Annotated in this window: 28 protein-coding genes and 3 pseudogenes; 13 read left to right on the top strand and 18 right to left on the bottom strand. The window is 55.3% G+C overall.

The features are described 5' to 3' along the window. Positions 1-57 precede the first annotated feature (57 nt). Positions 58-591 (top strand): gluconokinase, encoded by a 534-nt coding sequence (locus tag AC1D2Q_RS12605; protein ID WP_428635294.1) that lies wholly within the window; start codon positions 58-60, stop codon positions 589-591. Positions 592-672: 81 nt separating this feature from the next. Beyond that, positions 673-2025 (top strand): GntP family permease, encoded by a 1353-nt coding sequence (locus tag AC1D2Q_RS12600; protein ID WP_477813387.1) that lies wholly within the window; start codon positions 673-675, stop codon positions 2023-2025. A gap of 101 nt (positions 2026-2126) precedes the next feature. Here the strand turns inward: AC1D2Q_RS12600 and alaC are convergent, their stop codons facing one another. Then, the gene (gene alaC / locus AC1D2Q_RS12595) at positions 2127-3335 is read right to left on the bottom strand and encodes an alanine transaminase (protein WP_019581443.1); all 1209 of its coding nucleotides are present in this window, start codon (positions 3333-3335) and stop codon (positions 2127-2129) included. Positions 3336-3474: 139 nt separating this feature from the next. Between alaC and AC1D2Q_RS12590 the strand changes: the two genes are divergently transcribed. The 3 genes from AC1D2Q_RS12590 to AC1D2Q_RS12580 all read left to right on the top strand — a co-directional run bounded on the left by AC1D2Q_RS12590 (position 3475) and on the right by AC1D2Q_RS12580 (position 5272). Next, complete coding sequence (locus tag AC1D2Q_RS12590) at positions 3475-4137, top strand: LysE family translocator (protein ID WP_018926436.1); 663 nt, start codon at positions 3475-3477, stop codon at positions 4135-4137. Positions 4138-4196: 59 nt separating this feature from the next. Further along, positions 4197-4682, top strand: coding sequence for a GyrI-like domain-containing protein (locus tag AC1D2Q_RS12585; RefSeq protein ID WP_477813386.1), 486 nt, complete (start codon positions 4197-4199; stop codon positions 4680-4682). A gap of 101 nt (positions 4683-4783) precedes the next feature. Then, positions 4784-5272 carry a GNAT family N-acetyltransferase gene (locus tag AC1D2Q_RS12580; RefSeq protein ID WP_019581440.1) on the top strand — a complete coding sequence of 163 codons (489 nt, stop codon included), beginning with the start codon at positions 4784-4786 and terminating at the stop codon, positions 5270-5272. 122 nt (positions 5273-5394) lie between these two features. Here AC1D2Q_RS12580 and AC1D2Q_RS12575 read toward each other — a convergent pair. From AC1D2Q_RS12575 to AC1D2Q_RS12530, 10 genes and pseudogenes are all read right to left on the bottom strand, one after another. Next, positions 5395-5589, bottom strand: a pseudogene (locus tag AC1D2Q_RS12575) (pyridoxamine 5'-phosphate oxidase family protein); the annotation flags it as partial. Positions 5590-5604: 15 nt separating this feature from the next. Further along, entirely contained in the window at positions 5605-6291 is a 687-nt protein-coding gene (locus AC1D2Q_RS12570; RefSeq protein WP_477813385.1) for a dTMP kinase, read from the bottom strand. Next, positions 6288-6782 carry a radical SAM protein gene (locus AC1D2Q_RS12565; RefSeq protein ID WP_477813384.1) on the bottom strand — a complete coding sequence of 165 codons (495 nt, stop codon included), beginning with the start codon at positions 6780-6782 and terminating at the stop codon, positions 6288-6290. The genes AC1D2Q_RS12570 and AC1D2Q_RS12565 overlap by 4 nt, the downstream gene beginning before the upstream one ends. Then, entirely contained in the window at positions 6772-7425 is a 654-nt protein-coding gene (locus tag AC1D2Q_RS12560; RefSeq protein ID WP_477813383.1) for a radical SAM protein, read from the bottom strand. The genes AC1D2Q_RS12565 and AC1D2Q_RS12560 overlap by 11 nt, the downstream gene beginning before the upstream one ends. A gap of 29 nt (positions 7426-7454) precedes the next feature. After that, the gene (locus AC1D2Q_RS12555; RefSeq protein WP_477813382.1) at positions 7455-8291 is read right to left on the bottom strand and encodes an inositol monophosphatase family protein; all 837 of its coding nucleotides are present in this window, start codon (positions 8289-8291) and stop codon (positions 7455-7457) included. Between the two features lie 5 nt (positions 8292-8296). Next, positions 8297-8842, bottom strand: a complete 546-nt coding sequence (locus AC1D2Q_RS12550) for a hypothetical protein (protein WP_477813381.1) — start codon at positions 8840-8842, stop codon at positions 8297-8299. Positions 8843-9400: 558 nt separating this feature from the next. Next, entirely contained in the window at positions 9401-10030 is a 630-nt protein-coding gene (locus tag AC1D2Q_RS12545; RefSeq protein WP_477813380.1) for an MATE family efflux transporter, read from the bottom strand. 225 nt (positions 10031-10255) lie between these two features. Further along, positions 10256-10717 (bottom strand): MATE family efflux transporter, encoded by a 462-nt coding sequence (locus AC1D2Q_RS12540; protein ID WP_477813379.1) that lies wholly within the window; start codon positions 10715-10717, stop codon positions 10256-10258. Between the two features lie 77 nt (positions 10718-10794). Next, positions 10795-11853 carry a hypothetical protein gene (locus tag AC1D2Q_RS12535; RefSeq protein WP_477813378.1) on the bottom strand — a complete coding sequence of 353 codons (1059 nt, stop codon included), beginning with the start codon at positions 11851-11853 and terminating at the stop codon, positions 10795-10797. A gap of 316 nt (positions 11854-12169) precedes the next feature. Continuing rightward, positions 12170-12277, bottom strand: a pseudogene (locus AC1D2Q_RS12530) (pyridoxamine 5'-phosphate oxidase family protein); the annotation flags it as partial. Here AC1D2Q_RS12530 and AC1D2Q_RS12525 point away from each other — a divergent pair. Beyond that, a pseudogene (locus AC1D2Q_RS12525) lies at positions 12273-12380 on the top strand (GNAT family N-acetyltransferase); the annotation flags it as partial. The pseudogenes AC1D2Q_RS12530 and AC1D2Q_RS12525 overlap by 5 nt on opposite strands. Positions 12381-12486: 106 nt before the next feature. Here the strand turns inward: AC1D2Q_RS12525 and AC1D2Q_RS12520 are convergent. Both AC1D2Q_RS12520 and AC1D2Q_RS12515 read right to left on the bottom strand, forming a co-directional pair. After that, positions 12487-13092 carry a pyridoxamine 5'-phosphate oxidase family protein gene (locus AC1D2Q_RS12520; RefSeq protein WP_477813377.1) on the bottom strand — a complete coding sequence of 202 codons (606 nt, stop codon included), beginning with the start codon at positions 13090-13092 and terminating at the stop codon, positions 12487-12489. A gap of 19 nt (positions 13093-13111) precedes the next feature. After that, entirely contained in the window at positions 13112-13597 is a 486-nt protein-coding gene (locus AC1D2Q_RS12515; RefSeq protein WP_028939395.1) for a GNAT family N-acetyltransferase, read from the bottom strand. A gap of 139 nt (positions 13598-13736) precedes the next feature. On the opposite strand from AC1D2Q_RS12515, the gene AC1D2Q_RS12510 reads away from it, so the two are divergent. From AC1D2Q_RS12510 to AC1D2Q_RS12500, 3 genes are all read left to right on the top strand, one after another. Further along, on the top strand, positions 13737-14162 hold the full coding sequence (locus tag AC1D2Q_RS12510) for a YybH family protein (protein WP_477813376.1): 426 nt from the start codon (positions 13737-13739) through the stop codon (positions 14160-14162). 98 nt (positions 14163-14260) lie between these two features. Further along, on the top strand, positions 14261-14605 hold the full coding sequence (locus AC1D2Q_RS12505; RefSeq protein WP_019651728.1) for a YciI family protein: 345 nt from the start codon (positions 14261-14263) through the stop codon (positions 14603-14605). 76 nt (positions 14606-14681) lie between these two features. Continuing rightward, positions 14682-15917, top strand: a complete 1236-nt coding sequence (locus AC1D2Q_RS12500) for an RNA polymerase sigma factor (protein WP_477813375.1) — start codon at positions 14682-14684, stop codon at positions 15915-15917. Between the two features lie 17 nt (positions 15918-15934). Here AC1D2Q_RS12500 and AC1D2Q_RS12495 read toward each other — a convergent pair whose 3' ends face one another. Continuing rightward, positions 15935-16789, bottom strand: a complete 855-nt coding sequence (locus AC1D2Q_RS12495; protein WP_028939393.1) for a LysR family transcriptional regulator — start codon at positions 16787-16789, stop codon at positions 15935-15937. Between the two features lie 89 nt (positions 16790-16878). On the opposite strand from AC1D2Q_RS12495, the gene AC1D2Q_RS12490 reads away from it, so the two are divergent. Further along, on the top strand, positions 16879-17316 hold the full coding sequence (locus tag AC1D2Q_RS12490; protein WP_477813374.1) for a multidrug/biocide efflux PACE transporter: 438 nt from the start codon (positions 16879-16881) through the stop codon (positions 17314-17316). A 41-nt stretch (positions 17317-17357) separates the two neighbouring features. Here the strand turns inward: AC1D2Q_RS12490 and AC1D2Q_RS12485 are convergent, their stop codons facing one another. Next, positions 17358-18116 (bottom strand): SDR family NAD(P)-dependent oxidoreductase, encoded by a 759-nt coding sequence (locus tag AC1D2Q_RS12485; protein WP_477813373.1) that lies wholly within the window; start codon positions 18114-18116, stop codon positions 17358-17360. A gap of 120 nt (positions 18117-18236) precedes the next feature. On the opposite strand from AC1D2Q_RS12485, the gene AC1D2Q_RS12480 reads away from it, so the two are divergent. Then, positions 18237-19133: a LysR family transcriptional regulator gene (locus tag AC1D2Q_RS12480; protein WP_477813372.1), complete on the top strand. Its 897-nt coding sequence runs from the start codon at positions 18237-18239 to the stop codon at positions 19131-19133. A gap of 17 nt (positions 19134-19150) precedes the next feature. Here the strand turns inward: AC1D2Q_RS12480 and AC1D2Q_RS12475 are convergent, their stop codons facing one another. Continuing rightward, complete coding sequence (locus tag AC1D2Q_RS12475; RefSeq protein WP_477813371.1) at positions 19151-20767, bottom strand: inorganic phosphate transporter; 1617 nt, start codon at positions 20765-20767, stop codon at positions 19151-19153. A 220-nt stretch (positions 20768-20987) separates the two neighbouring features. Further along, positions 20988-22010 (bottom strand): transporter, encoded by a 1023-nt coding sequence (locus AC1D2Q_RS12470; RefSeq protein ID WP_019581436.1) that lies wholly within the window; start codon positions 22008-22010, stop codon positions 20988-20990. A gap of 275 nt (positions 22011-22285) precedes the next feature. On the opposite strand from AC1D2Q_RS12470, the gene AC1D2Q_RS12465 reads away from it, so the two are divergent. Together AC1D2Q_RS12465 and AC1D2Q_RS12460 are read left to right on the top strand one after the other, a co-directional pair. Next, positions 22286-23911, top strand: coding sequence for a methyl-accepting chemotaxis protein (locus AC1D2Q_RS12465; RefSeq protein WP_477813370.1), 1626 nt, complete (start codon positions 22286-22288; stop codon positions 23909-23911). A 112-nt stretch (positions 23912-24023) separates the two neighbouring features. Next, positions 24024-24458 carry a hypothetical protein gene (locus tag AC1D2Q_RS12460; RefSeq protein WP_477813369.1) on the top strand — a complete coding sequence of 145 codons (435 nt, stop codon included), beginning with the start codon at positions 24024-24026 and terminating at the stop codon, positions 24456-24458. Here the strand turns inward: AC1D2Q_RS12460 and AC1D2Q_RS12455 are convergent. Continuing rightward, the gene (locus tag AC1D2Q_RS12455) at positions 24455-25633 is read right to left on the bottom strand and encodes a GAF domain-containing sensor histidine kinase (protein ID WP_477813368.1); all 1179 of its coding nucleotides are present in this window, start codon (positions 25631-25633) and stop codon (positions 24455-24457) included. The genes AC1D2Q_RS12460 and AC1D2Q_RS12455 overlap by 4 nt on opposite strands. Positions 25634-25720: the final 87 nt, after the last annotated feature.

Raw genomic sequence — 25720 nt, 5'->3', positions numbered from 1 at the left:
TTTTGCACTAGAGTTTTACCTGGCAAAGGTAGCGCTGTCTGCGCGCTGAGGTGTTACATGAATCATCCCATCACCGCCCTGGTCATCATGGGCGTTGCCGGTTGCGGCAAGACGTGCGTCAGCCAGGCCCTGTGCCAGCTCAGCGGCGCAACCGCCATTGAAGGCGACACTTTCCACCCTGCCGCCAATATCGAAAAGATGAGCGCGGGTATCCCCCTGAACGACGAAGACCGTGCCGGCTGGCTCGACAGCCTGTGCGATGAACTGCGCCGCGTCGACGCCCGTGGCGAGCGCCCGGTGCTGACCTGTTCGGCCCTCAAACACAGTTACCGTGAACGCTTGCGCAGTGCCTTGCCGGGCCTGGGCTTTGTGTTCCTTGAGCTGACCCCTGAAGTCGCCGCCGATCGTGTCTCCCATCGGCCGGGCCACTTTATGCCGTCGACCTTGATCGACAGCCAGTTCGCCACCCTTGAATCGCCCGTCGGTGAGCCCCTGACCCTGGCTCTGGACGCTTCGAGCCACAGCGTCGACGAATTGGCCGCTCAGGCCCACCGCTGGTGGCTCGATCACGGCCTGAAACTCGCCAGTTGAGTTTTGCTCCAAGAGATAGCGCTGTCCTGACGGCTTCTGATTAATCGCTTTAATAACAACAACAAACAGGAGACACCCCCCATGTTTGGCATGTCCCACGAGACGTTTCTGCTGCTCGATGCAGTGGTCACGGTGATCGGCTTGATTTTCCTGATCACCAAATTCAAGTTTCACCCGTTCATTGCATTGATCATCGCCGCCGCGTTCCTCGGGCTGACCTCCGGCATGCCGATCGGCACCATCATCAAGGCGTTCCAGGACGGTTTCGGTGGCGTTCTCGGTTTCGTCGGGATCATTCTGGCGCTGGGCACCATGCTCGGCAAAATGATGGCCGAGTCCGGCGGGGCGGATCAGATCGCCCAGACGCTGATTCGGGCCTTCGGCAAGGACAAGGTGCAGTGGGCCATGATGTTCGCGGCCTTCCTGGTCGGCATCCCGCTGTTCTTCGAAATCGGCTTCGTGCTGCTGATCCCGCTGGTGTTCATCGTCGCCCGTCGTACCGGCGTGTCGATCATCAAGATCGGTATCCCGCTGCTGGCCGGTCTGTCCGCCGTGCACGGTCTGGTTCCTCCGCACCCGGGGCCGTTGCTGGCGATCGGCGTGTTCGGTGCCGACATCGGTAAAACCATTCTCTACGGCCTGATCGTTGCGCTGCCAACGGCCATCATCGCCGGTCCGATCTACGGTACGTTCATTGCCAAGTACATTCCCGGTCATCCGAATCAGGAACTGGTGGATCAACTGGTGCGCGATGAGGATGCAGGCGATCTGCCAAGCTTCGGCATTACCTTGATCACCGTGCTGTCGCCCGTGTTCCTGATGCTGCTCAAGACCTTTGCCGATGTGGTGCTGCCGGATGGCAACTTTTTCCGCACCTTCATGGACCTGATCGGTCACCCGATCTCGGCGCTGCTGCTGGCATTGCTGCTGTCGCTGTACACCTTCGGCTACAAGCAGGGCATCGGTTCGCAACAGATGCTCAAATGGCTGGACTCGAGCCTTGCGCCGACCGCCGCGATCATCCTGATCATCGGTGCCGGTGGTGGCTTCAAGCAGATGCTGGTGACCAGCGGTGTGGGTGACGTGATCGGTCACATGGCGGTGGCTGCACAGATCTCGCCGATCCTGCTGGCCTGGCTGGTGGCCGCGGTGATTCGTATCGCGACCGGTTCGGCAACCGTGGCGACCATCACTGGCGCTGGCATCGTGGTGCCGGTAGTGGGGATGATTCCGGGTGTGAACCGTGAGCTGCTGGTGCTGGCCACCGGTGCCGGTTCGTTGATCCTGTCCCACGTCAACGACGCCGGTTTCTGGCTGGTTAAGCAGTACTTCAACATGACCGTGGCGGAAACCTTCAAGACCTGGACCGCGATGGAAACCATCCTGTCCGTAGTGGGCCTGGGCTTTATTCTGCTGTTGTCGTTGTTCGTCTAAACACATTTGGCAGGCACAAAAAAACCGCAGCGATGCGGTTTTTTTGTGGGGCTACTGTGATGATCGCTCCCCGCTCTGCGTGGGAACGATCAACAGAGGGATTATTTGGTGACTAACCCATCCGCCCGGAACATCCCGCGAATTCCGCGTACGGCCTGACGAATCCGGTCCTGGTTTTCGATCAGCGCGAAGCGCACATGATCGTCCCCGTACTCACCAAACCCGACACCCGGCGAGACGCAGACCTTGGCCTCGGCCAGCAGTTTCTTGGCGAATTCCAGCGAGCCCAGGTGTGCATACGCCTCGGGAATCTTGGCCCAGACGTACATCGACGCCTTCGGGTTCTCGACCATCCAGCCCAATTCATGCAGGCCTTTGACCAATACGTTACGACGTTGCCGATACTGCTCGGCGATGTCTTTGACGCATTGCTGATCGCCTTCCAGCGCCGCAATGGCCGCGACCTGCAGCGGGGTGAAGGTGCCGTAGTCGTGGTAGCTCTTGATCCGCGCCAGAGCGTTGACCAGTTCCGGGTTGCCGACCATGAAGCCGATGCGCCAGCCCGCCATGTTGTAACTCTTGGACAGGGTGAAAAACTCCACCGCGATGTCCTTGGCGCCGGGCACTTGCATGATCGACGGGGCTTTCCAGCCGTCGTAGACGATGTCGGCGTAGGCCAGGTCGTGCACCACCAGAACGTCGTACTGTTTGGCGAGGGCGATCACCCGTTCGAAGAAATCCAGCTCCACGCACTGGGCGGTGGGGTTGGACGGAAAGCCCAGGATCATCATCTTCGGTTTCGGGATCGAACCGCGAATCGCCCGTTCCAGCTCGGCGAAGAAATCCACGCCAGGGATCAGCGGCACCGACCGCACCTGGGCACCGGCAATCACCGCACCGTAGATGTGAATCGGGTAGCTCGGGTTTGGCACCAGCACGGTGTCGCCCTGGTCGAGGGTGGCCAGCATCAAATGCGCCAGGCCTTCCTTGGAACCGATGGTGACGATGGCTTCGTTTTCCGGGTCGATATCAACCTGGTAGCGATCCTTGTACCAATTGGAAATCGCCCGACGCAGGCGCGGAATCCCTTTGGACGTGGAGTAGCCGTGGGTGTCTTCGCGCTGGGCGACGGTGACCAGTTTTTCGACGATGTGCGGCGGCGTGGCGCCGTCGGGGTTGCCCATGCTCAAGTCGATGATGTCTTCGCCACGACGACGGGCGGCCATCTTCAGTTCGGCAGTGATGTTGAAAACGTAAGGGGGGAGTCGATCTATGCGCGCAAAGCGGCGCGGCGAACCTTGTTCGGCCATTGTTGCCTCGAATAACGTAAGCGCCCGGAACCGTCCGAGCGACGCTGGCCACTGCGGTGGCCTGTGGCGGAATGTAAGGGCAGGTATGGCAAACTGTCCAGCCTCTACGTAAACAATTTTTGCCGAAGGAAACGGGTTGATGGAATTTACCAGTGGCTTCCTGCTCAGCCTTTCACTGTGTCTGGACATCGGCGTGGCCAATATCGCGATGATCACCCTGGCGATGCAGCGCGGCTATTTCCAGGGCTTTGCCCTGGGGCTGGGGACCTGTGTCGGCGACCTGATTTACGCGGTGCTGGCCCTGGCCGGCATGACCGTATTGCTGCAATACGAAACCGTACGTTGGGTGTTGTGGATCGGTGGGTCGGCGTTGCTGCTGTACTTCGCGGCGAAGATGATTCATTCGGCGATCTACCACAGTGCCGTATTGGCCGAGACCGCCGACGTTGGCCACAACTCCCATCGCAAAGAGTTCTTGCGGGGGATTTTCCTCGCCATGTCGTCGCCCAGTGCGATTCTCTGGTTCGCCGCGGTGGGGGGCACCCTGATTGCCCGTTCCGGTGGCGGCGGCACCCTCAGTTCGGCGTTGTTTCTCGGTGGATTTCTCTGCGCGGGAATTCTCTGGTGCGTCACGCTGTGCTTCGCGGCGAGCCATGGCGGCAAGTTGCTCGGTGACAAACTGTTGCGTTATTCCTACATGGCATCGGCCGCGATCTTCTGCTATTTCGCGGTCTACGTGATTCTATCGGGTTACAACGAGTTTGTTGGGGCGCCCACCGCCGGGCAGCTTCCGGGGCTCTGACTGGGCGAATCGGGTTTGGCTTCTATACTCCCAGCCGAACCTACTTCAGGAGTCGAGTCATGGATGGACAAAAACAAGTCGAAATGGCTGAACCACGCTTTGAAAACGGGCACTTCATGCTCATAGCGGGGCTTGGCGGACGATTTACTGCGGACACGACCAAAGCGATCCCCGACCTATGGGAGAAATTCATTCCCGAGATCGGCAAAATTCCCGGTCAGAAAAGCGAAATAACCTACGGCATCTGCTGCAATCCGGATGGTAAGGGCGGTTTCGAATACATCGCCGGCGTCGAGATCAGCAAGCTCGACGACCTGCCCGAGAAGTACCGCTGGATCGAAGTTCAGCCTCAGAAGTATGCAGTCTTCGAACACAAGGGCTCGTTGGATACCTTGCCCCAGACCTTTCAGTACATCTGGAAAACCTGGTTGCCAAAATCCGGTCATGAAGCTGCGGACGCTCCGGAGTTCGAACGCTACAGCGAAGACTTCAACCCGAAGCTCAACACCGGCGTGCTGGAAATCTGGCTGCCGATCAAAGCGTAATGAACGGGTCGAGCGGCGGATCGGCGATCCGCCTCTCTGATCGATATCAACGCCTTATTAATTTATGATCCCAGCCTTTCCCCCGCCGATTCCGAGCTGCCATGAACACCGTCATCCGCCACGTCATTCCCGCTGACCTGGACCGCTGCTACGCCATCGAAACCGTTGCCTACGAAGGCGACGAAGCCGCCACCCGCGAGAAAATCGCCACCCGCATCGCCACCTGGCCCGAGGGCTTCATCGTTGCCGAAGTGGATGGCGTTGTAGCCGGTTTCGTCAATTCCGGTGCGGCGTTCGAGGTGGAAATGTCGGATGAGGCGTTCAAGGAACTGATCGGCCACGACCCCGCCGGCCCGCACGTGGTGATTATGTCGGTGGTGGTGCATCCGGATTATCAGGGGCAAGGCCTGGCGAAACGCTTGATGGGTGAATTCATCCAGCGCATGCGCGCATTGAACAAGGCCAGCATCCACTTGATGTGCAAAGAGCGGCACATTGCGCTGTATGCCGGGTTTGGGTTTGTCTACATCAAGCCTTCGGCGTCCGACCATGGCGGGATGGCGTGGCATGAGATGATCTTGGACCTGTAAGCCTTGATTGATCGTTCCCACGCTCTGCGTGGGAACGCCTCAATGGACGCTCCGCGTCCGCTCTTGGGACGCAGAGCGTCCCTGGCTGCATTCCCACGCAGAGCGTGGGAACGATCGATCTTCTAATAGAGGCTATCGCGCACTCTCGTCGGTGCTTCCCGGTCATACGCCTCGGCATCGAACTGCCCATCGTTCAGCCGTTTGTGAAACGCCCCCGCCGTCGGCAGGGCAGAGCGGTCGAGGAAGTTCTCAGGATTCCACAAATCCGAACGCACAATCGCTTTCGAACAATGGAAATACGCTGCTTCCATCATCACAAAGTCTGCTGTGCTCTATATTTTGCTGAGTATGTTTTGTACCGCGCTCACCGCCCTATCAAGTACAGCTTCTTCACTAAGGTCAGTCGTATCGATCCTCACCCAATTTGCCAAACCACATAGCTCGTAGCTGGATCGAACTCGATTTTGATACGCGATAAAACTTTTAAGTCGATCTTCATTGCCACCATCATAGGCCCCGCTCTCGCTAAGGCGAAAAGATCCTTTTCTTTTGGCTGCAAGAACTGGGTCGATATCTAAAAAAATGACGGCATCAGGTTTTCTAATTGTTGAAAATATTCCTAATGCTTCTTCAGCCAAATTTTTATCTTTGAGTAAAAAACGTGCTAGGTATTTGTAATACCAACCATCTGCGATGCAGCTAACTCCAGAGTTTATTAATGGCCTGATGGCGGCATAATCTGTGGCTTGAAACCAAGCGGCGATTAAACTTATCCAATGACTGTCGCCTAATTGGTCAAGAGGGGCATTGTCCGGGTAATCCCAAAGGATTTCACGTATGCGCGACATATGAAACTCCGTATACCCTGATGATACAGGCGGCCGATTTTTATCTATATAATTTAATTCGGAATAGGACTCATAAACCTTGTCATATGTTGCCCTTGCAATTGTAGATTTTCCTGCACCGTCAGTGCCTTCAAATGCGATAAATATAGCTTGCTTAGATGGATTGCTCATGCGAATCCCTCCAAATAGGCTTCGGTATCTAACGAGTTTCTACCGCTTCCCTCAATTAATGGCTGAAACCCTTCTCTGCGATATATTTCCGACATTTTTATTCCAAGTTTCATCAGGAAGTCTACTGAGGGGCGCTGCCTGTTAGAGTATTGAGAGCCAGCGTCAGGGTGAAATGCAGCAACAGCAGGTACCACCCCCATATCTCCAAAATACTCGATGCCTTCAATAATTGACTCTAATGGTTCCATTCCGGCGACAAATCCTGCATATACATTGCCACGACCTAAAACATCCACGGCGGCTTCGAAAGCTGCAAGAAAACGTTCGCGGGTATAATCACGAGCTTTCCCTGGGCAAACTTCTGAAAATAGATCTGGGTTGAATACCTCAAGGCTCATTGACATATTGTTGCCAATTTTCTTGAATCGATCAAAAAGACGAAAATCCTTAGGGGGCATAGAAATTAAGTGATACTCCAAACTACTTTTCAAGTTTGTGTTTTTTTACCCGTTCCAGTAGGTCCATATGTATTGAGTATCCTTTGTCATAGTTTGGAATCGTACCGCCGTTCAATAGCACCCTCTTGTACCGACCGTCTTCTTCCTTGATGGCTATAGCTACTGCTTCGCCCGCCACATCGCCCTTTATTCGCATTTTATGATCAGATAGGGTTTCTCTTGCTGATCCCAAAGAGCAGAATTTGCATTCATTACCATCATTGAAGTAGTAACAATGGCCTGGGGAAAATATTCCGAGTGTCGAATTTCCATATGCGGTTATGTGCTGCTCAAGTAGCGAGCCATTGCTCAGATACTTTCCATAAGATCTAGGCCTGCTTGGAAATGTAATTCTCACAGTTCTATTTCCATGTTTGATCACAGGAATTTCTTGCTCTAAGGCTATGCGGTAGTCTGAGTCTGGATTGTAATTTGCGGCAGCAATAATCTGCCCATCAAGAATAATTTCTTGCGGAGTGCGAGTGCTAGAGTTAAGAACAATGCTGTCACCTGTTCCATAAGCTCGCCTTTTTTCAATATGATCTGTTCGAGCCTGATAATATTCTAGAAACTCTCTAGTAAAGCTAACCCCGTTGCACAGTAATTCAAGTTTCAAGCTTACAGTTTCGACTAGCATGCTTTATCTCCAGTTAAGTTAACCCAGCACTACAAGATAAGTCGTATCAACTCCGCGGAGGACAAAGCAATCAAAGTGCCGTTGTCTGAAAGAGAAGCCGACGACGGAGATAGGGAGAGTCTAGGGTGGCCTGTCCTATCAAATAGTGCACCTCCTGCTTCTCTTAAAATCAACTCTGCAGCGGCAATGTCGCAACTACGTTCGTGTCCTGGTATATCTATATCAATAAAGGCATCAAGAACTCCGGCAGCAATAAGGCAAATTTCCAATGAGGAACATGAGTAGACGCGGACTTTACTTGCTGTCCATATGAGCCTCTCAATTATAGTTTTTTCTCTGTGCTCTTTGGGGCGAAGGAAAGAAATATGCATGTCTTCTATGCGGTTAACTTTACGAGGCTGAAGTCTTTTTACAATGATCGACGACTGAAGGTAGGCTCCCTCACCTAGTGCGGCGGTATATACTAAATCTCTTGAGATATCATAAATCCAGCCAAATACATAGACGCCTTCATGGTAAAGTGCCACGCTAGATGTGTAAGTAGGAAAACCTAAAACTGCGTTGTGTGTTCCATCTAGAGGGTCTATAAGCAGGTAGAAATCTCCAATATCACCATATGTGACTGTTGAAGTGTTTTCTTCAGAATATATCGTGATTCGCATGGTGATATTAGAAAGGCAGTCATATAATATTCTCTGGCAGTCTAAGTCATGCTGGGTTTGCGAGTTGTTCCAGCATTTGTTTTCTGTGTTGGAGTCTGGTAAACAAACCAGAGTTCCCGCCCAATAACGCCGTAATTGTTTTCTAGCCTCGTAGAGGCACTTTTCTAACTCGGGAACGTGTTCGCGCCTAAATAATGGTCTCATATTTATTATTCCATTATTAATTGTATATGCCAGCGATCCCTGTCTAATCGGGAGGCGTAAGACTTGACTTCAAATAGCTTTCCAGCATAAACAGCGTAATCCGCGCTCATAAAGGCACTGAGTGATTTTGGGAATAGCGCTACAGTTTTGACTTCGACATTATAACCAAACTTTTTTCTAATCATGTTTGCCGCCTGCCTGAGACTACCTCCGGTATAGGCTTTATCTATAACCAACCATGGTTCGTTCGATGCAGTGGGGGTAGGGAAAATATCTTGAAAAGCGTTATCTCTACTCAGCAGGCTAGAATCGTTTTGCCGATGAACTTCTGAAAAGAAAATATTATGATCTCCGGTTGCCGCCAAATAGCCAAGGGCAAGCGGTAAACCAGCCGACAATAAAAATAGTTTGTTTTTTGCTATTTTCTCTATTTGGGGCCAAATTGCATGGTCCTCGTAAACATATCTCGTGTTGAGAGTGGAGCTGCTATCCCAATGTTCATGGGATATATATTTGCTATAGAAAGCGCAGAACCTATTATGGAATTCCATGGTTTCGTTACTTGTGCTTATAAGTAATCTGCTATTAGTAATGCCTCGAATTGCTCCTTTCATAGGAATTGGAAATGCGTCACGACGTAGGTGAGCAAATGCCTGGCTAATAAGTGAGCTTTTCAAGTTGCCAAGGTGTGATTTTGACGGGCCAGAAATAGCTATTTCTGGCGATAGCCCATCTCCTTTAATTCTGCGTATCTCGTCGAACTTGATTTTACTTGTGCTTAAGTTTAAGTAATTCTATATGTGCACAATGTCCTCACCGGACATGCCGTTATAAATTGGATCGAGGTTGCTCAGATCACAAATCATTTCTTCAGGGTGTCGAAGATCGAAAGAAGCTCTTTGAAGATGGCAGCCATTGAGTATGGCATTGCGATAGGTGTAATAGTCGCTTGTTTGTACTCCACTCAATGTTCGCCAGCCATGATATTCGCTAATAATAGTTATAGATTTGGTGCGCTGATTTTGCGAATACGATAAGGGGTTTGCGTGATTCATAGTTGAGTCCTCACGATAGTGCACTAAAGCATTTGGTTTTATACTATGTTTTGTCTAATTTAATGCTCTGCTAGTTGTTTGTGGATTGTGTTTTTTTAAGATGCTTCTTAGGCGCCAAAGTAGAAGCAACATTAGAAGAAGCGAACAAGCCACCAGGGCTACAAATATGGAGTTAACGCTATAGTTATAAAATGATATCAATCCGATAGAGAGAGTTAAGCCGAGAATGTTGAGTAACGATATGGTAAATAACGTGGGGACCCAGAAATCTCCCATGCTTCTTAATGTCATTCGAGTCACAACATAAATGTATTCAAATATTAAAAATGGGATTGAGATCAGAATATTGTCCTCAATCAATCTTCTTGTCAGTGCATCGGATGTATAGAGTGCTGATATATCTTTATTTAAGAAAAGACAAATTAATAAAAATGGGGTTAATATAAATAGTCCGAGCTTTATCCCTTGGTTGTAGGTTGTACTCAATGAGTGGAAATCCTTTAGGCCGTAGTGTCGTGCGACTACTATCCCTGTAGCATTTCCCGCTCCGATTGAAACCATGTATACGATGCTTAAAAAATGGAGCGATGCCTGATATGCCGATAAGCTTGTATCGTCTAAGCTTTTTGAGATAAGAGAGAGCATAAAAAATAGCAGGCTTTCACCGCCAAAACATAGTGCCATTGGGAGACCGCCAATAAAGTAATTAACATATGCTATGGTCGGGATGTTTCGTGAGTGCCGGAATTGGGAGATGTATTGATGAATTTGTAAGTTAAAAAAGGCGAATGCAAGGCCAGCAAAAAAATACCTTAAGCCAGAATATGCGAGTATGAAATAGGTTATATTTGCGTTCGATTTCGTTGAAGCAAAAAATGTACAGACTAAAACAAGGGCAGTATTGAATAGCTATGTATATATCAGCTCGTATCTAGCTTTTTTAATGGCGTTGAAAAAATTGAAGATAACTATCTGTAAGTACAAGGCGGGAATAGAGAGTGAGAGGGCTAGTAGTGCTTTAAGTCCTTCTAGATCACCGTCGTTTGTAAGCGATCTTGATAGGCTAGCACTAAGTATAATTATTGCGAAAACAATAATTGCCCCAAGGGAAAATGCAAGCCTAAATGAAATAATTAAATCGAGTTCAATACCGTTTGAATTTAGATTGGTAGATCCAGCTACTTTCACCAGTGATGTTGAAAAAAAGCCAATACCTACTACTGTTAGAAAAGAAATTAATGCCCATGCGAGTGAGGCATGACTAAGTGAATCAACTATAAAGTGTCCAATAAATGAAAAATAAAGTAGTGATGCAGTCATCTCCCCTAGTCTGGAAAATATCAACGGAATGGCTATTCGGGTAATTTCCATATTTGGTCACCCGTGCTTTTCTAAAAAGAAGGCCTGAGAGATATTGAAGTATTGGCCGTGCTTGTAAGCCGCTCTTCTCAATCCCATTCTTTGAGTAGGCTGATTAAAGATGGAGTTCCTTCCGCAGCAAAATATTTTTTCCTGAAGTAGTATTCACACATCGATATTTTGTGTTTGGTTTGTTTGCGTTTGTTAAACTCTTTATCCAGTGCTGCAAGAGACTTTTGCGTAGATGGGTAAATTTTTGATTTTTTTAGCAGTCCTTCAATTGACAAAAATACCAGGTCCATATATTTCAGCGTTTCTTGAATGTATGAACGACATTCAGCCTCTGTGACCGCACCCTGTCTGGCCAAGGCAAAGAATCTATTTTTTATTTCATCAAATCCATTAACTCTGAACATGTTTGAATAAACCCACTTGTAGTGCTTGTTTGTTGTGCCAGTTAAGTAGGTAAAGCTCATCGTCGTCTTTAACATCATATCCCGAGCAATCTCACAACCCATCCAAAGGTTTCCCGACTGCCAGCAACCTTGAACATCCTGAAACGCGTAAAATACGGGAAGCTTTTCACGGTGAGCTACATAAATATGCTTCTCCAGAGGTATCTCGGATTTCAGTCGATTGAATTTTTCCTCGTTCTCCAATGCGTGCCCAATTAATGATCTATGGATGACATTGTTCTCTGTGTTTGATAGCACTGGGCCATAGAGGAAACGCTGGTCATAAGTAATTTCCTCAAATGCTTTCTCAATCTTGGTAATAATGTCTTCCAGTTCGGAGAATGTTATGTAGTCAGCATCAATGTGGATGCTGGTGTCACCGTAAAAATCTGTTGTGTTATGAACTTCCTCGTCTTGGGTAATGTAGTGATAATTTATATCCGTAACTAATGCGTGTTCGCTATTTTTAATGTTGTTTGCTTTGGGTCGTTGATCGCACAGAATAATGCAATCGATATCGGAGTGAATGGTTCCAATTCCCTCGATTAAAGAACCTGAAACAACTAGGACGCTTGTGCTTTCTAAAAAAGCTCTTTCGCGTAGATAGTCTTTCGGAATTGAAATTCTTCCATCTAGTATGGAAATCTCATTATCGGAGATTTTTGACTGCGAGATTTTTACGAGTGTGGTCATTACCTGTTACTCCCTGCGCAATGGCGAGAATATAACTCGGGACATTTTTATAAATCTGAGAGGCCGCACTCCAAAGAAATAAGGGGCAAGTGTTTTACTTGGGTCCACCTCACAGCTCAGAGGTAATAGCACTCATGTGCTAAAACCCTAGTGTCTACATGGGCAGGTCGTCAATATTTATACAAAAAATCAGAAGTGCCTTACATGCATTGAAGTCCAGGTATTCAATCTATGAGAGAAACTTCTTTTTTCTTTGAGAGATTATTCCTACAGGTCATCGGCTGAGGGCCTGTAGGAGTAAAGTTGGGGCGTTGTGTCAGTAGAGACTATCGCGCACTCTCGCCGGTGTTTCCCGGTCATACGTTTCGGCATCGAACTGTCCATCGTTTAGCCGTTTGTGAAATGCGCCAGCAGTCGGCAAAGAGCAGCACATTGCGCTCTATGCCGGATTTGGTTTTGCCTACATCCAGCCTTCAGCGTCCGACCATGGCGGGATGGCGTGGCATGAGATGATTCTGGACCTGTAAACACGATCCCTGTAGCTGCCGCAGGCTGCGATCTTTTGATCTTGTTTTTAAAAAGCAAAGTCAAAAGATCGCAGCCTGCGGCAGCTCCTACAGGGGGCGGTGTTTGTCAGTAGAGGGTGTCACGCACTCTCRCCGGCGCTTCCCGGTCATACCTCTCGGCATCGAACTGCCCATCGTTCAGCCGTTTGTGAAACGCGCCGGCGGTCCGCAGGGCAGAGCGGTCGAGGTAGCGCTCGGGGTTCCACAAATCCGAACGCACAATCGCTTTCGAACAATGGAAATACGCCGCTTCCACCGTCACCAGCATTACCGTGCGCGCCGGTTTGCCATTGACGGCAAAACTCTCCAGCAATGCCGGCTCGGCGCTGATCTGCGCTGTGCCGTTGACCCGCAACGTCTCGCCAATTCCCGGAATGATGAACAGCAGCGATACCCGCGAATCGAGCACGACATTGCGCAGCGTGTCGATGCGGTTGTTGCCGGGGCGATCCGGGATCGCCAGCGTGCGCTCATCGATGATCCGCACAAAACCCGGCGTATCGCCGCGCGGTGAGCCGTCCATGCCGTCGGGGCCGACCGAGCTGATGATCACCAGCGACGAGGCGCGGACCATCGCCTGATAGTCCTCGTTCAGAAAGGGGATCTGTTTGCGTACCGCGCGGTCATGGGGCAGGCCGTAGATCGCTTCCAGCGCTTCGATTGAGTTCAACATCCGTTTATCCCTCCACGAATCAGAAAACCAGCCCCATCCGCCGTTCATAACCGATCCGGCCCTTGTACGCTTCGCCGCTGTCGACAAAACCGTATTTGGCATACAGCGCGATGGCCGATTCATTGTCGGCATCCACCGACAACTCCAGCCCTTTGATCTCTGGCCAGGCCTGGCGTGCAACCTCGGGCAGGGCTTGCAGGCAGGCTTTGCCATAACCTTTGCCCTGGGCGCGGTGATCGACTTGCAGGGCGTGCAGGGTGGCGCTGTGTTCGTCGGCCCAGGCCGGCAGCACCGGCGGGCGCTTGAGCAGCAGGAAGGCCACCGGAACCTCTTCGGCCAGCAGGGCAAAGCCTTTGACGCCAGGGCCCGGTTTGGACAGCAAGGTGTGCAATGCACCGTGGATGTCGCCGGAGAATCTGATTTGTTCGGCGTGGATTTCGATGGCCTCGACCTGTTGGCGCTGCAAGGCGTTCAGGCTTTCGTAAGGCACGAGTCGGGCTGTCACTGGAGTGTCCTTTTTCCAACGGAAATGAGCCTCGGATTCTAGCGAGTTTGCCTCCATGGATTATTTTTATTTCGGTTGTCGATTTGGCTTTTCGCCAGACGACTAAAGGTGTCTTCAACAAAAAACGTGGAGAACCCTCATGAACGCTCAGACACACATCCATAACTTGATCGAGAACTACCGCCAGGCGGTCATCGCCAAGGATGTGGAAAAGGTCATGGCCCTGTACGCCGACGACATCGTCTCCTTCGATGCCGTCAAAGCCCTGCAATTCAAGGGCAAGGCGGCCTACCGTGCGCATTGGCAGGAATGCCTGGAGATGTGCCCCGGCCCGCACATTTTCGAGTTCCATGAAATCAACGTCGTGCCGTCGCAGGAGATCGCTTTCGCTCACTGGCTGGCGCATTGCGGCGGCACCAATGAAAAGGGTAAAACCCAGGCTTGCTGGATGCGCGTCACCGCGTGCTATCGGCAGGAAGCGGGGCTCTGGCAGATCGTCCACGAACACTGGTCGGCTCCGTTCGACATGACCAGCGGCGCGGCGCTGTTCAACCTGGAACCCTGATGGTCGGGCTGTTTATCGGAAAGCAGCGCCAAAGCGCCAATCGACAGCCATAGTTGATCAGTTCGGTCACGGCAAAGCCGTCTGAAATGGAGAGCCTCATGAAGTACTTATGCCTGGTCTACAGCAACGAGCACGAATTGCACTCGCTGCCCGAAAGCCCCAACGACGCCGAGTGCATGGCCTATGCCGAGTCGATCCAGGGCAGCGGCCGGATGATCGCCGCCGAAGCGCTGGAGTCGGTGCAGACCGCGACCACCGTGCGCATGCGCAACGGCAAAATGTCGATCACCGATGGCCCGTTCGCTGAAACCAAGGAGCAGTTGGCCGGCTTCTACCTGATCGATGCCAAGGACCTCAATGAAGCCCTCCAGGTCGCCGGTAACATTCCGGCGGCCCGGGTTGGCTGTGTCGAGGTGCGGCCCGTTCGCCAGTTGAATGTCTGAATAGCTATCACAACAGGAGTTCTTTTATGAGTGTGCAACCCGTCCAGCGAAAAATGCCCCCAGGCATGCCGGACTGATGCCGGGCGAATCGGTACGGGCGCAAGTCGAGCAGGTTTACCGTGACGAGTCGCGGCGAATCCTGGCGACCCTGATCCGCCTGCTCGGCGATTTCGACCTCGCCGAAGAAGCGCTGCACGAGGCGTTCTTCGTCGCGGTCGAGCGCTGGCAGCGCGACGGCGTGCCGGACAATCCGCGCACCTGGCTGGTGTCTACTGGCCGTTTCAAGGCCATTGATGTGTTGCGCCGGCGCGCACGTTTTAACGCATCCCGGCCGGTGTTGATCGCTCAACTGGAGGCGCTGGAGCAGGCCGACTGGAGTGACGAAGACGTGGAAGACGATCGCCTGCGCCTGATCTTCACCTGTTGTCACCCGGCACTGGCGGCGGACGCTCAAGTGCCGCTGACCCTGCGCGAAGTCTGCGACCTGACCACGGAAGAAATCGCCCGGGCTTTCCTCTCGGCGCCGGCCACCATCGCCCAGCGCATCGTGCGCGCCAAGGCCAAGATCCGTGACGCGAAAATCCCTTATCAAGTACCCACCCTGACGGAATTGCCCGAGCGACTCGACAGCGTGTTGCGGGTGATTTACCTGGTGTTCAACGAAGGGTACTCGGCGTCTGTCGGCAGCGAGCTGACCCGTGAAGACCTGACGCGCGAAGCGATTCGTCTCGGTCGGTTGTTGATGGAGTTGTTGCCTGAACCGGAGGTAATGGGGCTGCTGGCGCTGATGCTGTTGCATGAGTCCCGGCGCCCGGCCAGGACCTCCGCGAGCGGTGAGCTGATTGTGCTGGATGAACAGGATCGCTCGTTGTGGAATGCCGAGCTGATTGCCGAAGGCTGCGCCTTGATTGAGCGTGCGCTGACCACGCGGCGCTTCGGGCCTTATTGCCTGCAAGCGGCGATTGCCGCGGTGCATGCCGAAGCGCCCTCGGCGGCAGAGACGGACTGGGCGCAGATTGTCGGTCTGTACGACGTGCTGCTGCGGGCGGTGCCGTCGCCGGTGATCGAACTGAACCGCGCGGCGGCGCTGTCCAGGCGCGATGGCCCGCAGGCCGGGCTGACGTTGATCGAAGGGATTCTGGCCCGGGGCGAGTTGCTGGATTACCACCTGGCACATTCGGCACGGGCAGAGTTTTGCCGGCAGTTGGGAAGGGTGGAGGAAGCGCGAGCGGCGTATCAGCGGGCGCTGGAATTGACGCAGCAGGTGCCGGAGCGGCGGTTTATCGAGGGGCGATTGCGGGAGTTGGGATGATGTGGTCTTGCGGACCTTCATTCCAGCATCTTGCCCAATAACCAACTCCCCGCCGGCCCCGGCGGGTGCAAACGCGACCACAGCGCATCGACGTACACCGGTTTTGGCCAGCCACGCACTTTCAATTCCACCAACGAACCCGCCCCGAACCGTCCCACCAACCACCGTGGCAACGGTGCCCAGCCGAACCCGCCCTGGGCCATTTCCAGCAGCATCAGGTAACTCGGCGCCGACCAGACACGTCCCTTCGCGCGGCTTTCATACGGATTGACGATCGTCGCCAGACGCAGTTCGCGGTGCTGTTGCAGCACGTCCTGATCGATGTCGTTCAGCGTCGCCAACGGGTGCGTGTGGGACACGAACAGGGCGATTTCCGTGCGCTCGTCCACCGTCGAACTGACCAGGTCCGGCGGGTAGCTGTCCTGCATTTCGGCGAAGGCAACGTGTGCGCGGCCGCGTTGTACCAGTGCTACCAGGTCATCGCATTCGGCGATCAGGCATTCAAGTTCCAGGTCCGGGTAACGCTGCTCGAAAGCACTGAGCGCCGCTTCGAAACGGTCGGACTGATAAGTGTCGGAAATCGCCACGGTCAACTTTGGCTCGATGCCTTGGGACAGTTGGCTGGCGGTCATTTCCAGACGGCTGGTGGCGGCCAGAATCTCCTCGGCTCGTTGCAGCATGACGTGCCCGGCCGGGGTCAGGCTCGGCTTGCGGCTGCTGCGGTCGAAGAGGACAAGGTTCAGGTCGATTTCCAGGCTCGCCACGGCGGCGCTGATGGTCGACTGACTGCGCCCGAGCTTGCGCGCCGCGGCGGAAAACGAGCCTTGGGTCGCGGCCTCTACAAACGCCAGCAACACTTCGTGGGAAGCCATGAACTATCGCCTTGATCGATGGTTATTGGTTATGAAGTATCGGTGTGAGGGCGGATCATGGCAACCACAGTCACTCAGGGAGCCTGGCCATGAACGCCAACAAATCCATCACTGAACGAATTCTCCAGGCCATCGGTTTCGAACTGCTGGCGATATTGATCTGTACTCCGCTATTGGCCTGGGTTATGGACAAGCCCATGCTGGAAATGGGCGTGGCCACCCTGGCGATTGCCGCCCTTGCGCTGGCCTGGAACGTGGTCTTCAACGGCCTGTTCGACCGCTTGCTCAAGCGCTTCGCCATTGTGCGTAACGCCTGGGTCCGCGTGGTCCATGCATTGCTTTTCGAAGGCGGTCTGGTGGCGTTCGGCGTGCCGTTGATTGCCTGGTGGCTGAAGATCAGCCTGTGGCAGGCGTTCCTGCTGGACATCGGCGTGCTGCTGTTTTTCCTGCCGTACACCTACGTGTACCACTGGGGTTACGACGTGGTGCGAGAGCGGTTGATGGTGCGCAGGGCGTTGGAAGGGTAAAGCAAAGATCGCAGCCTGGGCTGCGATCTTTTGCTCTTTGCTTACAGAAACATCCCCCCCGAAGCCTCGACGCGCTGCCCGTTGATCCACTGGCCACCCGGCGCCAGCAGCAACGCTATCGCGCCCCCGATATCGTCAGGTTTACCTACACGACCCAACGCTGTATTGCCGGCGACGTAGCTGTTCACGTCGTTGTTATCGCGCACTGTCCCACCGCCGAAATCGGTTTCGATGGCGCCCGGTGCCAGCGTATTCACCGCAATATTGCGCGCACCGAGTTCCTTGGCCTGGTAGCGCGTCAGCACTTCCATCGCGCCCTTCATCGCCGCATAGGCGCCATAACCCGGCAGGCTGAAACGGGTCAGGCCGCTGGAGATATTGATGATGCGCCCGCCGTCAGCCATCAACGGCAGCAGGCTCTGAGTGAGGAAAAACGGCCCCTTCAAATGGACGTTCATCAGCAAGTCGAACTGCGCCAGCGTGGTGTCGACGAAGTTCGCGTGAATGCCGACGCCAGCATTGTTGATCAGGAAGTGGAAATGCTGGCGGTCGAAGTGTTCGCGCAACACCTCTCCAACCCGGGTGCTGAAATCGGCGAAGTGTTCACTCTGGCCGACGTCGAGTTGCAGCATGGCGGCGCGGCCACCGAGTTTTTCAATCTCCGCGACCAGTGCCTGCGCATCGCCAGCCTGGCTGTTGTAGGTGCCGATGATGTCGATGCCTTGCGCTGCCAGATGCAGGGCGGTGCTTTTGCCAAGACCGCGACTGGCGCCGGTGATCAATGCGATTTTACGGTTCATGGGATGTCCTCAGAGCAGTGAGTGATGATGTGGAGAAAGTTTATTTATCCGCCTCAGGGTGATAAACAGGTTGGAATCGGAATCACTGGTCGGTTAATCCGAACAATAGAAGGTCGGCCCATGAACAAACTGGAACTGCTGCGCACCTTCGTCCGCGTCAGCGAAATGTCGAGTTTTACCCTGGCGGGTGAAAGCCTGGGCTTGCCCAGGTCTACGGTGTCCGAGCACATCCAGGCCCTGGAAACACTGCTGGGCACGCGTCTGCTGCAACGCACCACGCGCAAGGTTCAGGCGACGCAGGACGGTCTGGTGTTGTACGAACGCAGCAAGGACTTGCTGTCGCACATGGATGAAATCGAGGGGTTGTTTCGCCAGGACGAGGCTTCACTCGTCGGGAGGATTCGCATCGACATGCCGAACATTCTGGCCCGGCGCGTGGTGATGCCGCGCTTGCCGGAATTCATGGCGCGGCACCCTCATCTGGAACTCGAAATCAGCAGCACCGACCGCCGGGTCGATTTGCTCAGCGAAGGGTTTGACTGCGTGGTGCGGATTGGCGCGCAACCGGATCAATCGGTGGTCGCGCGTCATTTATGCGATTTCGCCATGGTCAACTGCGCCAGCCCCACGTATTTGCAGCGCTATGGCGTGCCTGAACAAATTGAAGATCTGGCACAGCATCGGCTGGTCCATTACGTCGGTGTATTGGGCGCGCGGTCGGACGGTTTTCTGTACGAGGAGGGGGGCACGCTGCATCGAGTGCCAATGGCGGGCAGCATCACGGTGAACAGCACCGACGCTTATGAGTCGGCATGCCTGGGTGGCTTCGGCTTGATCCAGGCGCCAGTGACGGGGCTGCAGTCGTACCTGCGCAGCGGCGAGTTGGTCGCGGTACTACCGCAGTTCAATGCACCGTCCATGGAAGTCTCGCTGCTCTATGCCCGGCAACGGCATTTACCGTTGCGGGTCAGGGCGTTCATGGACTGGCTGGGGCAAATCATCCAGTCCAACGCATGACCTGTGGACGCGATACTTCAGAACAGCTTGGTGAACAACCAGTACAAGCTGCCCGACAGCACAATCGCCGCCGGCAAGGTCAGCACCCAGGCCATCAGCAGGTTGCGGATGGTCTTCATCTGCAAGCCGCCACCGTTGGCGACCATGGTCCCGGCCACGCCTGAAGACAACACGTGGGTGGTCGATACCGGYAGGCCGAACATGTCGGCGGCGCCGATGGTCAGCATCGCCACGGTTTCCGCCGAGGCGCCTTGGGCGTAGGTCAGGTGCGTCTTGCCGATTTTCTCGCCGACCGTCACCACGATGCGTTTCCAGCCGACCATGGTGCCCAGCCCCAGGGCGATGGCCACCGCGATCTTCACCCATAGCGGAATGAACCGCGTGGCGTTGTCGATCTGTTGCTTGAACAGCTGCAGCTTGCCGGTGGTGTCGGCGTCGAAGTTTCCGACCTTGTTCTTGTCCATCAGGCGAATGGTTTCGCTGGTCAGGTACATGTCGTTGCGCACGTTGCCCATCGCTTCGGCCGGGACTTTCGACAGCGAGCCGTAACCCTTCACTTCGTTACCGATTTGGCCCGCCAGCGCGGCGAGGGCGGGGATCAGTTGCGGGGTGGCTTCCTTGTTGCGCATGTAGTCGGTCAGCACCGGGCGTGGATCGGTGGGCATCGGCAGTGGTGTGTTTCTCATCAGGGCTTGCTGGGTGACTTCGGCCACCGCGGCGAATTGCAAGGCCTGATCCGCCGGCATGGTGCGGTTCAATGCATACGCCATCGGCAGCGTGCCCACCAGAATCAGCATGATCAGGCCCATGCCTTTCTGGCCGTCGTTGGAGCCGTGGGCGAACGACACGCCGGTGCAGGTCAGAATCAACATGCCGCGAATCCACCACGGTGGCGGGGTATCACCCTTGGGCGCCTTGTACAGTGCGCGATTTTTGACGAAGACGCGCAACGCCAGCAGCAACAGCGCGGCAAACGCGAAGCCGATCAGCGGCGATAGCAGCAACGCGTAACCGACCTTGGTCGCCTGGGCCCAGTCCACGCCACTGGTGCCGTCGCGGCCGTGCATCAAGGCATTGGCCACGCCGACACCGATGATCGAACCGATCAGGGTGTGCGACGAAGAGGCTGGCAAGCCCAGCCACCAGGTGCCGAGGTTCCACAGGATGGCGGCGATCAACAGGGCGAAGATCATCGCGAAACCGGCAGAGGAGCCGACTTGCAGAATCAGCTCCACCGGCAGCAGGGCGATGATGCCGAACGCCACCGCGCCGCTTGACAGCAACACCCCCAGAAAGTTGAAGAACCCCGACCAGGCCACTGCGAAATTCGGCGGCAAGGAATGGGTGTAGATCACCGTCGCCACGGCGTTGGCGGTGTCGTGAAAACCGTTGACGAACTCAAAGCCCAAGGCAATCAACAGGGCGACGCCCAACAGCAGAAACGGCGTCCAGGTGGTGACCACCGTGCCGAGTTCGCTCATGTCGTGCATCAGGCTGTAGGCGGTAAACAGCAGCCCGCAGCCCAGCACGGCAAAGAACATCACGAAGGTGAGCAGGCCGGTTTTTTTATCGAACTGCGGCCTGGCGCCGCTGGCGGGAGCCTGTGCAGCGGCGGTGAAGGAAGGCGTAGCCATGCCGGATAATCCTGAGCAGAGAAGGAGTATCGGTCATGATCGTTGCTAAATATTACAGTGAGACTGCGCTGGGTCAGTGTTTGGTTTTTTTGCGGTGTGTTGAAAGCGCAGAAGCAAAAGATCGCAGCCTTCGGCAGCTCCAACAGGTGCATGTTCATCCGCAAAAATTGCGGCGAATACAGTCAATGTAGGAGCTGCCGAAGGCTGCGATCTTTTGATCTTAATAATCGCGCCGCTTGCGAAACGCCCAGCGCCCGGCAATCAGGGTAAACGTCGCCACCAGTGCCACCAGAATCCAGAACCCCTCCGGGTCACCGGCAAGCGGCACCCCGCCGACGTTCATGCCGAAGAAACCGGCAATGATGTTGATCGGCAGCGCCAGCACCGTGACCACGGTCAGGGTGAACAGCGTGCGGTTGCTCTGTTCGTTGAGGTTGGCGGCGATTTCTTCCTGCAACAGCTTGATCCGTTCACCGAGCGCGGTGAGGTCGTTGATGATCAGCGCAAACTCCTCGGTGGACTTGCGCAGCTCCTTGACGTCCTCCTTCTGCAACCATTGCGGCGGGCGATTGAGCAGGCGCAGTAACGAACCCGGCTCCAGCGCCAGCAGCCGTTGCAGGCGCACCAGCACCCGGCGGTTGGCGCCCAGTTCGGCGCGGTTGGTGGACAGGCGCGACGACAGCAATTCATCTTCGATCTGATCGACACTGAGGCTGGTCTTGCGCACGATCTGCGTCAGCACTTCGCCCTGATCGCGCAGCAAATGCACCAGCAGTTCCAGCGGCGAGCGAAAGCATTCACCGGCCTTCACCGAAGAGCGCAGCTTGTCCACCGAGTGCAGCGGTTGCAGGCGCGCGCTGATGATCAGCCGACTGCGGGCGCAGACCCACAGCGTCGAGACATCCGAAGAAACCATGCTGCTGAGGTTGAACACCACGTCGTTGACCACCGCCAGCAACGCTGAATCGACGTGCTCGATACGCGTCGAGCGGGAGCCTTCATGCAAGGCTTCGAAAAACTCGTCGGGCAATTCCAGATGGCTTTTCATCCAGCGTTCGCACGCCGCATGGGCCAGGTTCAGGTGCAGCCAGAGAAACTCATCACTGTCGTCCGGTTGTTGCAGGCAGTGCAGTGCCTTGGCCGAATCGATCTCTCGACCGCGCTCGCCAGGGCGAAAACTGAAACCGTAAAGCAGGCCGAACAGGTCGGAATCGCGATGGCGTTGGTCAATGCTGTGGTTCATGAAGTCTCGCTGCGAGGAGGCGCCTGTCGCGGGTTTCACAGGTTCACTTGAGCCCCATCATTGCAAGCGCTCATGACGGTTTTGTGACGGCGAGGTGTACGCAAACGATTGCGATACCGATGGTCGGATTCTCCTCAAGAACCGCTCTGGCAGGCCGATCACGCTTGGGTTAAGTTTGCGCGCCTTCGGCCAAGGGCCAACGTGGCTGACAGGGATGTCCGGATACTTTTCACGCCTTCATCCGCGTGCCTCATTCCTGTTTTGAGTACTTCCCGATGTCTCTACAAAAGTCCCTTCGAGCACAAATTCTCGCCCTGTTGAGCGGCAGCCTGTTGGCGATGTTGTTGATCGCCTTGGCCAGCTTTCACTTTCTGTCCAACGGTGTTCAGAGCTACGCGAATCTGATTGAAGGCCCGTTGCGCACCTCGCAATTGATCGATGAAGCCAACCTGCAATTCAAGGTGCAGGTTCAGGAGTGGAAAAACGTCCTGCTGCGCGGCAAGCAGCCAGCGGACCTGGACAAATACTGGAAGCAATTCGAGGACGGCCAGCGCAACGTGCAGGGCATCCTGGGCGAGCTGGCCGGGCAGAAGGGCATCGAGCCGCAACTCAAGACTCGCATCGAACGTTTGCGTGAAGAGCATCGTCTCCTGGGGGCGGCCTATCTGAAGGGTCGTGATGCCTACGTGGCGGCGGGTGCCGACCCCGCGGCCGGCGACAACGCGGTCAAGGGCATGGACCGTGCCGCCAGCGAACAGATGAATGAGCTGGTCAGCGAACTGCGCAAGCAGGGCAGCGAGCAATCGAAGCTGATCAGCGCCAGCGCCGATCGCACCGTGTTGCTGGGGATCGTGGTGATGCTGCTGTCGGGTCTACTGATTGGCCTGTTGAGTCTGTGGCTGGTCAATCGCAACCTGGTGGAGCCGATCCGCAAACTGATCGACTACGTGGCGCAACTCAGCCAGGGCCGGTTCGCCGAACGCGTGGCCAGCACCCGTCAGGACGAGTTGGGCAATCTGGCCAGGGCCGCCAACACCTTGCGCGATTTCCTCGCCGAAACCTTCAGTCGTTTGCAGCGCAGCGCGTCGGACCTGGACAGTGCCAGCGGTGAGCTGAACTCGATTGCCGGCCTTATGGCCAGCGGCACCAACGAGCAGTTCAATCGCACCGATCAGGTGGCCACGGCGATGAACGAAATGTCCGCCACCGCGCAAGAAGTCGCGCGTCACGCCGCCGATGCCGCACGTGCGGCCGACGAGGCCGATCAGTCCGCCCAGCAGGGCGAGAAGGTCATGCAGGGCACCATTCATACCATCACCCAAATGCGTGGCGAAATCGCCAACACCGCTACGGTCATCCGTCGTCTGGAAGAAGACAGCGGGCGCATCGGCAAAGTGCTGGAAGTGATTCGCGGCATCGCCGAACAAACCAACCTGCTGGCGCTCAACGCAGCGATCGAAGCGGCCCGTGCCGGTGAAGCCGGGCGTGGTTTTGCGGTGGTTGCCGATGAAGTGCGCAGCCTGGCCCAGCGCACGGCGGCGTCGATCATCGAGATCAACCAGATCATTCAAACCGTGCAAACCGGTGCGGTGGATGCGGCCCAAGCCATCGAAAGCGGCCAGTCGCGCAGTGAGCAAAGCGTCGAGCAAGTCACCCAGGCCGGCGCCATGCTCGAGCGGATCACCCATGCCGTGGAAGCCATTCGCGACATGAACCGCCAGATCGCCACCGCCGCTGAAGAACAGACTTCGGTGGCCGAAGACATCTCGCGCAACCTCACCGAAATCACCAGCATCGCCAGTACCAACCTGGACAACGTGCAGCGCACCGAAGCGGCCAGCCACAACCTGCATGGGTTGTCGGGGCAATTGAACGAAGTGACGGCGCGATTGAGCGCCTAGTGAAAAGGGCTGTGTACCGATTCGCTTACCGAGTCGGTACACAGTCGCTCTCAAGTTCGTGTCGCGCCTGACGATGACGCAAGTTACCCAAACTGCATATTGGATAACGCCCATGGTCAGCATCAGCTCCGTTTCAATCAACCAGACCCTGTCGACCTCTTCAAGCAAGGTCTCGATCAGCGACAGCACCGAAGACAGCACTGTCGCGGCCACTACCGAAACATCCAGCGACACCACCAAGGTTGCCGCTGGCGGCGCAGCCGCGTCGAGCGAAAGCAGCTCCAGCAGCAGTGAGTCCGATACGGTGAAGGAACTGCGCAAACAGCTCGCCGAACTGCAAAAGCAATTGCAGGAACAACAGCAGCAACTGCAAGCGGCCCAGGCCAGGCAGGAAAGTACCGAAGCCAAGGCGGCGGAGGTCGCGGCGGCTCAGTCGCAAATTGCGGCCACGTCGGCTTCCGTGCAAACGGTGACGGCGGCGTTGTTGCAGGCGTTGCAGGATGAGGGTGGCAGTACGTCGGGTTCGGTGGTCAGCACCACCGCTTAAGTCCTGGGGGGCAAGCTGAAGGTAAACGTCGTGCCCTGCGGCTCGGTCGATTCCACCTCCAGTTTGCCGCCATGGGCCTGCGCAATCTGGTTGGCAATGTACAACCCCAACCCGAGGCCGGCCTGTGGTGTTCCGCCGGTCGGTCGCGAGTAGGGCTGGAACAGATGCGGCAGCGCATCCTCGGCAATCAGCCCGTGGTTTTTCACGCTCAATAAGAAGTGCCCGTCCTTGACCTGCGTACTGACCTCGACCGGGCCGTCGGGATCTCCGTGGACAACGGCATTCGCCAGCAGGTTGGACAGCAACTGCGCGACCCGTTCGCGATCGCAGTGAATGTCGCTCAGGTCGCCAATCGACGACTGAATAATGCGCTTGGGGTGAATGCTCTGGATCTCGGCGATCACATGCCGTAGCACATCCCCCAAATCAGGGCACGGCTCGATATTCACCGGGATGCCGCGACACAATGACCCGCGCGCGAAGTCCAGCACATCGTCGACCAGTTTGGTCGCACGCCGGGCGCTGGCGAGGATATGCCGCACCCGTTGCTCATTTGGCGGGTCTTTGAGTTTGCGCAGGAGCATTTCGGCACCGGCGCTGATGGCAAACAAGGGGTTGCGCAGGTCATGGCCGAGCACGGCGATGAACTGTTCGCGCAGTTCGGTGGTTTTACGTTCCTGGACCTGCGCCGCTTCGGTCCGTTGCAGGTTTTCTTCGGCGCCGATCTGCAGCGCCAGCATCCGGGCGAACGATTCCATGGTGCTCTGGATCGTGCTGGACCTGAGCGGCGCAGGATCAGGATCGAGGGCGCAGAGGGTGCCGAAAAAACGTCCGTCGGTGCGAAATATCGGCACGGCAATGTAGCTTTCGAATGGACAGGTGCGAGGTGTTTGGTGATCGCGGCAGAGCGGGTCTTCACTGGCCTTGTCGATCACCACCGACTGCTGGCCCTGACGAATTTCGTCGCTCAGCGTGGAGACCAACTGCAGTTCATCGCCCACCTGCAAACCGTAATCCAGTCGATCGAGTACCGCGCAGGCGGTCCAGGTGTTTCCGGTAACGCGGGCCACAGCCGCGAACCGCAGGCCAGTCAACTCACTGATCACCTGAAGAATCGCCGGCACCGCACTGATCCGGCTGATCGTGGCGATATCTGCTGTCGCTGTTTGCCCCATATCCCTGGTTCTCTGCTTCAACATGCCGAATGGCTCTGAGGATTCTAGCGGGCTTGCGCAAAAGGGCGCGACTTCGTTCATCACTTC

This window comes from Pseudomonas sp. P1_A1 (genome assembly GCF_056406935.1).
The sequence above is the reverse complement of the archived record's forward strand: the minus strand, read 5'-3'. Positions and strand labels throughout refer to the sequence as shown.

What these genes read in the sequence shown, in the direction of transcription:
- AC1D2Q_RS12605 (WP_428635294.1), top strand. Translation starts at nt 58, where the DNA reads ATGAATCATCCCATCACCGCCCTGGTCATCATGGGCGTTGCCGGTTGC.
- AC1D2Q_RS12600 (WP_477813387.1), top strand. Translation starts at nt 673, where the DNA reads ATGTTTGGCATGTCCCACGAGACGTTTCTGCTGCTCGATGCAGTGGTC.
- alaC (WP_019581443.1), bottom strand. Translation starts at nt 3,335, where the DNA reads ATGGCCGAACAAGGTTCGCCGCGCCGCTTTGCGCGCATAGATCGACTC.
- AC1D2Q_RS12590 (WP_018926436.1), top strand. Translation starts at nt 3,475, where the DNA reads ATGGAATTTACCAGTGGCTTCCTGCTCAGCCTTTCACTGTGTCTGGAC.
- AC1D2Q_RS12585 (WP_477813386.1), top strand. Translation starts at nt 4,197, where the DNA reads ATGGATGGACAAAAACAAGTCGAAATGGCTGAACCACGCTTTGAAAAC.
- AC1D2Q_RS12580 (WP_019581440.1), top strand. Translation starts at nt 4,784, where the DNA reads ATGAACACCGTCATCCGCCACGTCATTCCCGCTGACCTGGACCGCTGC.
- AC1D2Q_RS12570 (WP_477813385.1), bottom strand. Translation starts at nt 6,291, where the DNA reads ATGAGCAATCCATCTAAGCAAGCTATATTTATCGCATTTGAAGGCACT.
- AC1D2Q_RS12560 (WP_477813383.1), bottom strand. Translation starts at nt 7,425, where the DNA reads ATGCTAGTCGAAACTGTAAGCTTGAAACTTGAATTACTGTGCAACGGG.
- AC1D2Q_RS12555 (WP_477813382.1), bottom strand. Translation starts at nt 8,291, where the DNA reads ATGAGACCATTATTTAGGCGCGAACACGTTCCCGAGTTAGAAAAGTGC.
- AC1D2Q_RS12550 (WP_477813381.1), bottom strand. Translation starts at nt 8,842, where the DNA reads ATGGAATTCCATAATAGGTTCTGCGCTTTCTATAGCAAATATATATCC.
- AC1D2Q_RS12545 (WP_477813380.1), bottom strand. Translation starts at nt 10,030, where the DNA reads ATGGCACTATGTTTTGGCGGTGAAAGCCTGCTATTTTTTATGCTCTCT.
- AC1D2Q_RS12540 (WP_477813379.1), bottom strand. Translation starts at nt 10,717, where the DNA reads ATGGAAATTACCCGAATAGCCATTCCGTTGATATTTTCCAGACTAGGG.
- AC1D2Q_RS12535 (WP_477813378.1), bottom strand. Translation starts at nt 11,853, where the DNA reads ATGACCACACTCGTAAAAATCTCGCAGTCAAAAATCTCCGATAATGAG.
- AC1D2Q_RS12510 (WP_477813376.1), top strand. Translation starts at nt 13,737, where the DNA reads ATGAACGCTCAGACACACATCCATAACTTGATCGAGAACTACCGCCAG.
- AC1D2Q_RS12505 (WP_019651728.1), top strand. Translation starts at nt 14,261, where the DNA reads ATGAAGTACTTATGCCTGGTCTACAGCAACGAGCACGAATTGCACTCG.
- AC1D2Q_RS12500 (WP_477813375.1), top strand. Translation starts at nt 14,682, where the DNA reads ATGCCGGGCGAATCGGTACGGGCGCAAGTCGAGCAGGTTTACCGTGAC.
- AC1D2Q_RS12495 (WP_028939393.1), bottom strand. Translation starts at nt 16,789, where the DNA reads ATGGCTTCCCACGAAGTGTTGCTGGCGTTTGTAGAGGCCGCGACCCAA.
- AC1D2Q_RS12490 (WP_477813374.1), top strand. Translation starts at nt 16,879, where the DNA reads ATGAACGCCAACAAATCCATCACTGAACGAATTCTCCAGGCCATCGGT.
- AC1D2Q_RS12485 (WP_477813373.1), bottom strand. Translation starts at nt 18,116, where the DNA reads ATGAACCGTAAAATCGCATTGATCACCGGCGCCAGTCGCGGTCTTGGC.
- AC1D2Q_RS12480 (WP_477813372.1), top strand. Translation starts at nt 18,237, where the DNA reads ATGAACAAACTGGAACTGCTGCGCACCTTCGTCCGCGTCAGCGAAATG.
- AC1D2Q_RS12470 (WP_019581436.1), bottom strand. Translation starts at nt 22,010, where the DNA reads ATGAACCACAGCATTGACCAACGCCATCGCGATTCCGACCTGTTCGGC.
- AC1D2Q_RS12465 (WP_477813370.1), top strand. Translation starts at nt 22,286, where the DNA reads ATGTCTCTACAAAAGTCCCTTCGAGCACAAATTCTCGCCCTGTTGAGC.
- AC1D2Q_RS12460 (WP_477813369.1), top strand. Translation starts at nt 24,024, where the DNA reads ATGGTCAGCATCAGCTCCGTTTCAATCAACCAGACCCTGTCGACCTCT.
- AC1D2Q_RS12455 (WP_477813368.1), bottom strand. Translation starts at nt 25,633, where the DNA reads ATGGGGCAAACAGCGACAGCAGATATCGCCACGATCAGCCGGATCAGT.